Origin of the sequence: Microbulbifer agarilyticus (assembly GCF_020171345.1) — a bacterium.
Classification (GTDB): Bacteria; Pseudomonadota; Gammaproteobacteria; order Pseudomonadales; family Cellvibrionaceae; genus Microbulbifer; species Microbulbifer agarilyticus_D.
In genome coordinates this window covers 379810-391252 of record NZ_JAIUZM010000002.1, presented here as the reverse complement: position 1 = coordinate 391252, position 11443 = coordinate 379810, and the positions used below count along the sequence as shown (strand labels likewise).

The following is an 11443-nucleotide window of genomic DNA, read 5'->3' as shown; positions in this document are numbered from 1 at the left end:
AGGCGCCAGACCGACTGAGGAAAAACTTAACTTACTGTCCGGAAATAGTTAACCACTACACACCAACGCCTAATTTCTTCGCCAAAGCCCCCCGCAAGAAATTTAACTCTCCACGCCCTAGCGTTTCAATAAGATTCCTACGCTGCAGCCGATCCTCGTTAATTCGATAAACCTCTTCCGCTAGCGTTCTTCGCGTCTTTACATCAACCCAACGGGTATATCGATACGTATCGGTGCGAATGGAATAGCCCATCTGCCGCACAGGCTTATTGCTCGGCCATGGTCTTGCAGCCTGTGATAGGGCTAGCGTTCGATGTGGTAAATGAGGTTGTTGTAAAACGTCGTGAAAGCTTTTGCCATCCACATTGGCGGGCAATCCAATACCCGCGAACTCAGACAAGGTTGGATATAAATCCACATACTCGATTAGCGCATTGCTAATGGCGCCCTGGTTGCCCGGCAGTTTCACCAATAATGGCACTTGGGCATCCAATTCGCGGACGGTGGCTTTAGTCCAATGGCTATTTTCCCCTAGGTGATAGCCATGATCGGAGGCAAAAACAATTAGCGAATTGTCATATAGCTGATTGGCCTTTAGCGCTTGAATCACTTGGCCTAAGTTGTCATCTAAGTAACTGGTGGCAGCATAATAGCCATGCACTAGGTGTTTTTGCTGTGCTTCGCTAAACGATTTACGCTCAGGAAGATCGCTTAGCGTGCGAAGCTCTTTGTAATCAAACCAATTAATCGCGGGTACCTGCTCAGACTTTGACGCCTCGCCTAATGTCTGAAAATGATCTGCGTTGTAAATATCCCAAAAACGCTTAGGAGCATTAAATGGCGAGTGGGGTTTCATAAAGCCAATCGCTAAAAAGAACGGTGTACGCGTATCTTTTAAGCGCTTCAGCGTAGCCACTGCATCCGCTGTTATTTTGTCATCAACATATTGATTTACCGCCGACTCCCCTACCTCCGTTGCAACGCCTTTCTTTTTACCTGGTGCTAGACTCTCTGGCATCACGTAATCGGTAAAATGCGACGCTTGATCTAGGCGCGCGGGTACTGACCAGGAAGCCGGATCGGTAATATTGGCGTAGTTGTGAAAGACCTTACCAATGGATTCAGTATGATATCCATTACGCTTAAAATGTTGAGGCAGAGTTACAACATCAGGTGTAGTTTTGCGAAAATGCGTATTTAATCGCCAAACACCAATGGTATCTGGGTATTTGCCTGTGAGCATTGAGGATCTTGAAGCATTGCAACTGGCAAATTGTACGTAGGCGTGATTAAAGCGCACACTCTCGTTGGCCAACGCATCAATATTGGGCGTCTTTGCGAATTCATCGCCATAGGCGCCGATACTCATTCTTAAATCATCGGCAATAATAAACACGACATTAAGTGGCTGGTTTTCTTTGGCGCTCAGTGCCTGTGCAAAAAGCAGAGCAATAGCCAATGCCCATAAAACCAAGCGATTCATATTCACTCATATGCCTTAGAAAAATTTAAAGGTCGCTTAGTGAGACACTCATGAGACATGACCATCATCCATACCAATTGCGCTTTACACGAACATCAATGGTGATCATTCGATAGCTATAAATAAACAGTAAAAAAAACAGGACATCGCCCCACATACGGTCTGAGCGATGCCCATCGACTAGGACTACTGAAGGCCTAGGAATGCATTTGTACTACCACTAAAACGAAATCCGCACACTGGCACCAAAGGTGCGTTCAAAATCAACGGGGACATTCGCGAACATACCGCCGCCGTGTACACCCTTGTTTTTGAGGCCACCGTAGTGCACTTCGTCGGTCAGGTTCTTGCCGAACAGGCGCAGCTGGTACTTACTTTCTGCCAGGTCAACACCGGCGCTCAGGTTGAGTAAGCCGTAGGCCGGATGGGTGTAGGCGGGGTGGTGTTTGAAGTCGAAGTTTTCTTCGTCCTTCCAGCGATAATTCAACGCAACAAAACCCTCATTGTTACCCGGCAGCTCAAACCAGTACTTGCCCTGAATGTTGTAGGACAATTCCGGTGCGTTCAGCATCGGCATGCCTTCAATATTCAGTTTGTTGTTTTCACACGCCGCAAATGTCGATACTGGGCAGGCAATGACGTTATCCCCCATTTCCTCATAGCGCGCATCCATGTATACGATGCTGCTTTTCAGAGTCAGGTTCTCCAGTGCTGCCCATTCCGCATCCAGCTCCACACCCTCGGACTTGACGGTACCAGAGTTGATGTAGCGGTTAACATAGGAGCCAATACCCTCGTCAAACTCCTGCACGCGCTCCTGGAAGCCTTCAATCTCCAATGAGAACAGGCTTGCATTGAGGCGCAGGCGGTTGTCCAGCCAATCGGACTTGATGCCCATTTCCGCCTGGGTAGACTCCTCCGGGTCCAACACCGCGGCGAGGTCATCTGCGGAAACGCCGCCGGAGTTGTACCACGCCCTACCCTTGTAACCTGTCGTGAAGCTGGCGTAGACCATGGCTTCATCGGTGAGGTTGTACTGGCCACCAAACTTATAGATCAGCGCTGTGTCGTCCGTGTCATGTACGGTATACGGCAGTGCTTTTGCGCCGCCCTCGTAATCAATGGTGGACTCTTCGTAGACATGACGCAGACCGGCAAATAACGTGCTGTTATCCGTTGGGCGGAAGTTCACATGCGCGTAGGCGCCAATGTTGGTCAAATCAATAGAGGTATCGAAGGTAAAGTCGAGAACCTGACTATCGGCACAGCTGGTGAGCTCGTAGGTCTCCGGGTCCCAACTGGTTCCTGCATGTACGATATTTTTGCAGCGGTCGTTTGCACCCAGGCGCTCGGAATCCTGCTTGTAATAGAAGACACCAGCCAGGTAGTCCCACTTGTCGTAGCTCGGGGATTCGATGCGCAGCTCGTGCTGCTGGGTGTCAAAAATATTGGGGCCACCAAACACCACAGACTCGAGCTGGACCGGCGTGAGATCTACAGAGGTAGACTCATTCAGCTCCCAGTCGCGTGTAAATGCCTGATATACGAGGCGATGATCATTCAGGTTAACCGTCGCTTCCATGGAGAAGCCCGTGCTCTCCAGGGTGCTCCACTTGGAATTGAGATCGTAGTTGGCTGTGTTTGTACCCCACTGGGTATCCAGGCCAAACTCATCGATCAAACTCAAGAGACCGGCGTTGGTTATCTCACGATCTTTGTCCGGTCGCTGCAGTAATACTACAGCGCCACCGGTGCTGTCTTTCTTGCTGTGGTCAACGCGGAACAGAAGCTCGGTGTTATCCGTGGGGTTCCACGCGAGCTGCGCCCGTACGCCATTGGCGTCCAGTTTACCCAGGTTGTCACCCCCCGCATTCTCCACGTGCCCATCCGACTGCTTGTTGTAGGCATTTATGCGATAGGCAAATTTGTCGTTGATGGGCCCAGTTACGGCCGCCTTGGTCAACGACTGGCCATACTCGCCGGCCTGGACGGAAACATAGCCACCAGTCTCTTCGAAATCCGGGCGCTTGGTAACAAAATGAATAACACCGGTAGAGGAATTTTTACCAAACAGGGTGCCCTGGGGTCCGCGCAGCACTTCAACCCTCTCGATATCCGCGAGGTCGCCATTAATCGCCGCTGAGCGTGCAAAGACTTCGCCGTCGTACATGATGGATGTACTGGGTTCAATGCCGCTCGCGGTCTGGCTCGACCCGATGCCGCGAATGGTGACGGTAGAAACCCGATCTTCATCCGAGGAATTAATGTTCAAGGTTGGAATCAACTCGCCGAGCGCAGACATATCGCTCAGGCCCGCATCTTCCAAGGCCTGACCGGTGGTGGCGGAAACCGAAACCGGCACATCCTGGATCGACGCCTCCCGCTTCTGGGCAGTGACCGTCACCTCCTCCAGACCATACTCGCCATTCTCGTCGGCGACAGCGCCGCAGGCCAGCACTAGGGTACTCAGTGCAAACCCTCCGACACCGGCGCGACGAAAACGCCTTACATTACCATTGCTCATTGTGACTCTCCTTTTCATTCTAGTTACCTCTTTTGTATTACCTGTACTCGTCTGCTCACTGACCCCAGAAACGCATTGCGAGCAACCTCATGCAGGCGCATTTATTCTTTCGAAGTATTCAAATATTTCGTGGAATCCAGAGGCTAGTCCCACTCTTCTGTGGTGATATAGCCTTCACCGGTCCAACCCATCAGTAAATCTTCCCATTCTGATACATCCCAATTCAGGTCGTGCCCCAAGTCGATCGCGCGCCGTATGTGCAGGAGGGTCTTGGGCATTTCACGCGGTTGCTTTTTGAAATGGGTCATGGCTTTCAGGTAGTGATACTCGGGGTTTTCCATTTGCTTGGCTGCGATACTGGCCAGCAATTCAACGGCACCGACGACGTCAATGTGCTGGCTATCGCGCGCGAACAATTTAAGATCCGCCTGCTTCAGCTGCGCGGCAACATGCCCATCGCTGGCCGCCTCGCCCAGCCAAAACAATGCCTTGCCTTCATCCGCAACGACCCACGGGCTATCTATCAACATACGCCCAAGCCGATACTGAGCTGCAGTAACGCCCTTTGCTGCCGCCTTGTATATCCAGTTCACAGCCTGCTCTGGGTCTTGTTGCTCCCGGTACAGCTTTGCGCCGTGTTCATACATGGCCGGCGGGTACCCGTCTTGCGCAGACGACGCAAGGGCCTCGCCCACAGCACCGGCTTCGCGCTCAACCCACGGGAAATACATTAAAGCCATAGCCAGGTTGTACCGGCCCTCAGCGGAATCTGCCTGCCGGTATTTCTCCACCAGGTCCTTCACGTTCCGATAGAAAAATCGGTATTCATTCCGAATGCGGTACTTGTTGTAGCCGGCAATGCCCATATGCGTGCGGCTGAAAAAGTGCACGGGTGCACCTTCAAACGTTGGGATAGGCATGGTATTCAGTGACAGGTCGCGCACCCCTGCTGCGGTACTGCCACCTGATTGAAGTGCTGAAATATTACGTACCGAGCCATCGATAGCGACGTCGTACTCGGCAACGAGAAAAAATGGGAACCCGCCAAATATGCCCTCATTTGTACCCAGCGAGTTGTCGCCATCAAACCCTTGCAGAGGATCTTCCGAGCCAACATATCCCAAGCCGAAGTTGCTGTATTCATCGGTCAGGTTAAGTTCTAGCTCAACCGCTTCCAGACTCTCGTAATCACCGAATTCAATTTTTGTCGCCAGCCTGCCCTGACTCAACTGTGGGCGATTCTGCTTAAACAGCGGTTGCTTTACTGCATTCAACTTTGCGCGCTGCACCAGAATCTCGAGCCCCTCCAGGTGAGACGGATCCATTTGGCTTGTCAGCTTTTCCACGAGCTCGTTCGCGTTCTGGTACTGGTGCCCGGCAGCGAGGGAAAACCAGACCAATGCCTGGAGCTCGTCCACCTTTACGCCCAACCCCTTGTAATGCATCACTCCGAGCTGGTAATAGGCCTTCGGATCATCCGACGCAGCCAACTCTGTGTAGGTCTCCATCGCAAATTCAAAGTTTTCATTTGCAAATTGTTCGTCCGCTGCTGCCGATAAGTTCACCGGGCTTGCCATACTGGCCTCGCTGGACAGCAACAGGGCTAATGAAAGACAAAGACTCGATCTATTGCACCTAAACGACATAAAACCTTCTTTCATATTTGTGAAATCTCAATACCGCTCTATTTCGACGGAAAATGGCACAGCGGGCAGCCCGGAAATGCTATACAGGTTTGCACCCTCAGGATTTGTTGCCCAGGCATAGCGGACATGCTTCGGTTTTCTAACCGAGTCACTCCATACCGTGACCTCGTTATCCTGCAGTGACGCTTTCGCCCACACGTATTTCTCATCTTCACCGGCAATCGCGAATCCTGATAACCGGTCACCACGCACTGTCAAACCTTCGCCGATGTAGTCAAAGTTAATGACCACCCGAGCGCCAGAAGCCCGGGCGTCCGACACCATAGGACTTACATAATCCACCCCGGGCTCCCCATATACCCAATGCCGTGCGCCCAGCGCGAGGCGCTCGCCCACGGTTTTCTTATCTTTGGGGTGGATATCATGGCGCTCACCAACGTCGATCGCGAGTGCCATGGATGTGTAATCTACGGTAGAGAAAACTTCAGCCTGCTGGGCACGCAGCTCCGCCCAGCGGCTTTCAGCCGGCTGCATATCGGGCTTCTGAAAATTGGCAAGCTGCACAAACATAAACGGCAATTTGGGTTGCGCGAAATATTCGCGCCATAATCCAATTAAGCCCCTAAACTTATCGGAATATCCCTTCGGGTCTTTGGTATTACCCTCACCCTGATACCAAATGACGCCAGCAAACTTCATCGGCTGTAACGGAGCGATCATTGCGTTGTAGAAACCTGTCGGCTTAAAGTCCAGGCTGGTACTGTGCTTTATTAGCCACGGCAATTTCTGGTTTGGATTTTTGCGAAGCCAGCTCTTTCGCTGCTGCGCGTACTCTGCTCGCAGAGCCATGCGGGAAGTCTCATTGGACAATTTGTAAGCCATTGCCTGCGCTTCAGGGAAGGCTTGCAGCGCTTCTAAACTCATCCAGGATTCAATCGGTGTAGCGCCGACATTCGACGAAATGACGCCAATGGGGACCCCAACTCGCTCACTGAGATCCTTGGCAAAAAACCAACCCACAGCAGAAAATCGGCCGACCGTATCCTTTCCAGCTTTCGCCCACTGACCGCCGTTGATATCCGATTGCGGGCCCGAAAAATCGTAATGCCTGGCAACGTCAAAGTGGCGTACATCCGGGTAGTGATCTAATGTTTTTTCTTCTGGAAAGCGGCTGATCACCTGGTCAAGCTTATATTCCATATTGGACTGCCCACCCGCCAGGAAAACATCACCAAACGCAACATCGGAAAGAGCCAGAGAATTGCTTGCATGAATTTCGATGGTCTGGCCGGTAGATGCGGATTGCGCCGGCAAGGTGACCAGCCATCGACCCTGACCATTTGCCTGGGCGCTATAACTACGGCCATTAAATACGACTTTAATACCCTCACCCGCAGCCGCTGTCCCCCAGAGATTAAAAGGCTGCCCCCTTTGAATCACCATTGAGTCAGAGAAAAGCTTGGCCAACTTTACTTCGGCGTATGCGTTGCTCAGGGGTGCAAGGCTACCCAAGAGCAAGGTAAGAGCACCCAGTAGTTTTGAATAGAATCGGAAGCGGATTGTAAAGAGCCGTTTACTACGCATGGAATTTCTCTCAGTCAAACCGATATCTACATCTCCCGGCACGGTGGCCGGGAGACTTAGATCAACTAAGGCAATTCGACAATCGACAGACTGTCCAGATGAGAAGCGTCCACGCCCGCCTTCGGACGCCAGAAATACAACTTGATTTCGTTTGTTTCTGCATCCGTGGTAAAGGTGAGTTGCTGCTGGGTATAACTGGAATCGTAGATTTCCAACTTATCCAATACGGTATTGTCAGCGGCCTTTTTCACACCTAGTACGACTTTGCTGTTGTGTGGGTCTTCCACCTTGGCATAGCCGGTAATGACGTAGCGGGTATTTGGCTCGACGGGTATGAACTGATTAGCTGAGGCATTGCCATTTAACTGTAGCGCCTGGCTTCCTGAGTAGGCTTCCGTGGATGTAACGCTAACCGGGTTCCAGGTGTTCCACTCATTCAGGCCATCTTCGAAGCCGCCATTCTCAATGTGAACGACATATTCTTTCAGGCGAATATCATCTACATAGGCGGTCGCATTATTGCTCGGGGGTTGCCAAGCGTAGACGCTTACTGAACTGGCCCCCGCGTCAGTCGTAAATATGATGTGCTTACGGGTGTAATTTGCATCGTAGCTTTCTGTGCTCGCTATACCATTGCCCGCACCATCATTCACACCGAGCACAATGCGCTCTGCCGCAGAGCTGGATTTAAGTTGTGCTGACGCGATGTAGGTGGTATTCGGCTGCACGGATACCGTTTGATTCAAAGATCCCTTGTCCACCATCTTCACTGCTTTGCTACCGGAAGCCGCGTCGGTAGTGATCACGGGCTGATTCCACAACGCCCATCCCGTCAGGTCGGACTCAAAATCGCCATTCGTCAACAAGTTGGGCATTGGCGTACTCTCCCGCTCGACGTTCAACTCGATCATCGTCAGGGTGTTGGGCTTGAGAGTGGCAAAATAATTGCCACCCGTAGTGTTTTGCCACAACCCGATATTAGAAATCACGCCAGGATCGGCAAAGCGGTAGGCATTTTCTACAGAGAGAACATCGTAGCCATTGAGGGTGATCTCAGCATTATCCTGTGCGTCTTTCTTACTCAGCAGATACACATACGCTCTATCGCCATTCACAACAGCCGCAGAAAGCACCTTGCCATCACTCGCAGAACTACTGACAACCTGTCCACCAATAGCATGTTTGTAGAGTTCAAACACTTTCGCCATGGGCGCCGGGTTGTAGCCATCATCTGAGTTCACAAGAAACTGAAATTCAGCCTGGGAGCTCCCTTCCCACTGGGTCGTCCACATTGCGCCCAGCTCAAGGCCGCCCTGAATAAACTGCATTTGCATCTCCGATGCCATGAGTGCAGTCATAAAAGGCGTATGATCCGGGTTGGTATTGTGGTCACCAGGTGCAATGTTCCACTCTAGTGCCGCCAGTTTGATATGCGGTTTACCCAGCGACGCGGTCAAGTCATTGAAATAGTCCATCTCCTCGACAAAAGTACCGCCGTCATACCACTCGGTCTCGTTTTCCATCGGGGTCTTTGCCTTCCAGGCATCCCAGGTGGAGGTACCCCATTTCCAGTACCAGTGCACATCGATATAGTCGATATTGTCACCGGCAACATTGATAAGCGTGGTATAGGCACCCGTATTTGTACGGACTTTGTCAGTCCAGTTGGCAATCAGAATCGCGTCTGGCACCAGGGCTTTGATTGCCGCCGCGTAAACATTGATCTGTTGCGCATAGGTTTCCGGGGTCCAGGCTTCACCGTCGCCATCCCGGTCTTTGTTGTATCCATTTCCATGATGGTAGGTTTCGTTGTCGAGGTAAAAGTACTTCACATCGAAACCATTCGAGAGGCAGTAAGCAATCATATCTGTTGCTTCCTGCAGAGCCTCTTCTTCTCTATCCCACTCTATACCTGAGCTCATATTGATACCCAGCATAGGCTCGGTACCCGCCGCTGCAGTCAGTGCCATGTACTCGTCGAGATCCATGTACTCAGTTGGTGCGGCATTGTTGTCCGGGTTATAGCCGGGATCCCAGTTATCAACCCAACCAACACCACTCAAATTGTTCCAGTGATACATGGTGGTGACCGTACCACCGGGCCAGCGGAGGAAGCCGGCACCGACATCTTTGAATAGTTGTGCCATTGAGCCATCTGCGTAAATCAGGTCGGCCTCTTCCGAGTAGACCAAACCCTGGCCCTGAATCATCGGGTGCACAGTGTGTTGTGGCGCATTGCCTTGAATAGTGATGTCGATTGCCGCATTGGCACTAAGGGGAGTGGCTAGCAAGCTAGCCAGGAGTGCGGGAATGTACTTTTGCATAGGAGGTACCGTTTCTAAATTATTGTTATTCAGGTTTCGGTCTATTGACCGCTGCGCATCATCGCCGGCGCGTTGAGCAGTTTATCGCTACCATGTCAGGTTTCAACATAAAAATGGTAACGTTACCGCAAAATTGGCGAGAATGATTTACTCCCTGACGTGGAAAGCAAATCCAGGGAAAATCGCACGCCAGTCCGAAAAACCCTTAATTTACTGAATATTAACGAATTTTCTCCCGAAAACACTCCAGACAAATGCAATCTGGCGTTTATTTGTACATACAGGCTGCTCTCTCATGGAGCCTGTCGTGATAATATTATGACAACGTTACCACAGTATTCTCCCCCACTCTTCGGGGCAACGAAACCGAGTAAACAGCATGTACCTTTACCCTGATGATCGCTTCACTAACGCCTTCAAGGCCTACGACATTCGCGGCCGCTTGGGCAGTGAAATAACGGAGGCACTCGCCTACTACGTTGGCCGCGCCTATGTCGTCTGGCTGCGCTCTGAGGGCTTGAACCCGCGAAACATCGCGGTGGGATCAGATGTACGTATAACCTCCGCCGCTCTAAAGAGCGCGCTGAGTCAGGGAATTCGTGATGAGGCCGTCAACGTTTACGACATCGGCCTGTGTGGAACCGAAGAGGTCTATCACGCAGTGGCCTTTGCAGAACCAGAGCCCGATACGACGTTTGACGGTGGCATCATGGTTACCGCGAGCCACAACCCTATTGACTACAACGGGCTAAAACTCGTGCGCGAAGGTGCAAGGCCTATCAGCGCTGCCGACGGCCTATCTGAGATTAAAAACCTAATTCTGCACCAAGCCCTCCCGGTACCGGATAGCAGCAACTGCGCAGGCCACTTTCGTACCAGCTTTGCCACCGAATATCTGCAACATCTGCTCGGGTATATCGATGTGGGCGCACTAAAGCCGTTGAAAATAGTCGTTAATGCGGGCAACGGCGCGGTGGGGCCCGCTCTGGACGGAATTGAGCAATTTCTACCCGTGGAGCTCATCAAGATTAATCATGAACCGAATGGCGGCTTTCCCAATGGAATCCCCAACCCGATGCTGGTGGAGCAACAACAGATAACCGCACAGGCCGTACTGGACCACAAAGCAGACCTTGGCCTTGCGTGGGATGGCGACTTTGATCGCTGCTTCTTTTTTAGTGAGAAAGGCGAGTTCATCGAAGGCTACTACCTGGTTGGTGTGCTTGCAGAAGCCCTTATATCCAAGCAACCCACCGACAGTGATCTGGATACACCAGTAAAGATCGTCCACGACCCACGGCTCATCTGGAATACACAGGCCATTTGCCACGAGTTGGGGGGCGAGGCGATTCAAAGCGTTTGCGGCCACTCATTTATCAAGAAAATCATGCGCGAACAGGATGCGGCTTACGGCGGTGAAATGAGTGCACACCACTACTTCCGTGACTTTGCCTACTGCGACAGCGGCATGATTCCCTGGCTGCTAATCATCGAACTGCTCAGCAAAACCGGTAAAACACTGTCGGAGATGATTGGCGACCGCACACAGAGATTCGCTTGTAGTGGCGAAATCAACATCTCCGTTTCAAATGCCGACGAAACCCTCCTTGCCGTACGCAACCGCTATGAAAAACAGGCCTGCGATATTGATGAAACAGACGGGATCGGCATGGACATGGGTAGCTGGCGATTTAACTTGCGTAAATCCAACACTGAACCACTGGTACGGCTTAATGTTGAGACAACCGCAGGCACAGCACTCCTCAGCGAAGTCACAAGCGACGTAAAAACAACGATCCATGAATTAGAGGCCTCTAGCTCAGAGGCATAAGTTCAAGCCACCTCATCTCGGCGTTTCTCTGACGAGAAACGCCTTGAAATT

The 11443-nt window shown here is 51.6% G+C and carries 6 protein-coding genes; 1 reads left to right on the top strand and 5 read right to left on the bottom strand.

Features of this window, described 5'->3' with window-relative positions; genetic code table 11:
* Positions 1-55: 55 nt before the first annotated feature.
* The 5 genes from LCM31_RS08885 to LCM31_RS08865 form a co-directional block, all read right to left on the bottom strand.
* A complete protein-coding gene (locus tag LCM31_RS08885; RefSeq protein ID WP_224869263.1) occupies positions 56-1483 on the bottom strand; it encodes a sulfatase in 1428 nt (475 codons plus the stop codon).
* Between the two features lie 220 nt (positions 1484-1703).
* Entirely contained in the window at positions 1704-4007 is a 2304-nt protein-coding gene (locus LCM31_RS08880; protein WP_224869261.1) for a TonB-dependent receptor, read from the bottom strand.
* A 143-nt stretch (positions 4008-4150) separates the two neighbouring features.
* Positions 4151-5584 (bottom strand): SEL1-like repeat protein, encoded by a 1434-nt coding sequence (locus LCM31_RS08875; RefSeq protein ID WP_224869259.1) that lies wholly within the window; start codon positions 5582-5584, stop codon positions 4151-4153.
* Positions 5585-5680: 96 nt separating this feature from the next.
* On the bottom strand, positions 5681-7237 hold the full coding sequence (locus tag LCM31_RS08870; protein ID WP_224869257.1) for a sialate O-acetylesterase: 1557 nt from the start codon (positions 7235-7237) through the stop codon (positions 5681-5683).
* Between the two features lie 65 nt (positions 7238-7302).
* Positions 7303-9561 (bottom strand): carbohydrate binding domain-containing protein, encoded by a 2259-nt coding sequence (locus LCM31_RS08865; RefSeq protein ID WP_224869255.1) that lies wholly within the window; start codon positions 9559-9561, stop codon positions 7303-7305.
* Between the two features lie 379 nt (positions 9562-9940).
* Here LCM31_RS08865 and LCM31_RS08860 point away from each other — a divergent pair, with 379 nt between their 5' ends.
* A complete protein-coding gene (locus tag LCM31_RS08860) occupies positions 9941-11392 on the top strand; it encodes a phosphohexomutase domain-containing protein (protein ID WP_224869254.1) in 1452 nt (483 codons plus the stop codon).
* Positions 11393-11443 lie beyond the last annotated feature (51 nt).

Bases quoted from the DNA above. Each gene is read 5' to 3' on its own strand.
- LCM31_RS08865 (WP_224869255.1), bottom strand. From the start codon at position 9,561: ATGCAAAAGTACATTCCCGCACTCCTGGCTAGCTTGCTAGCCACTCCC.
- LCM31_RS08870 (WP_224869257.1), bottom strand. From the start codon at position 7,237: ATGCGTAGTAAACGGCTCTTTACAATCCGCTTCCGATTCTATTCAAAA.
- LCM31_RS08885 (WP_224869263.1), bottom strand. From the start codon at position 1,483: ATGAATCGCTTGGTTTTATGGGCATTGGCTATTGCTCTGCTTTTTGCA.
- LCM31_RS08880 (WP_224869261.1), bottom strand. From the start codon at position 4,007: ATGAGCAATGGTAATGTAAGGCGTTTTCGTCGCGCCGGTGTCGGAGGG.
- LCM31_RS08875 (WP_224869259.1), bottom strand. From the start codon at position 5,584: ATGGCAAGCCCGGTGAACTTATCGGCAGCAGCGGACGAACAATTTGCA.
- LCM31_RS08860 (WP_224869254.1), top strand. From the start codon at position 9,941: ATGTACCTTTACCCTGATGATCGCTTCACTAACGCCTTCAAGGCCTAC.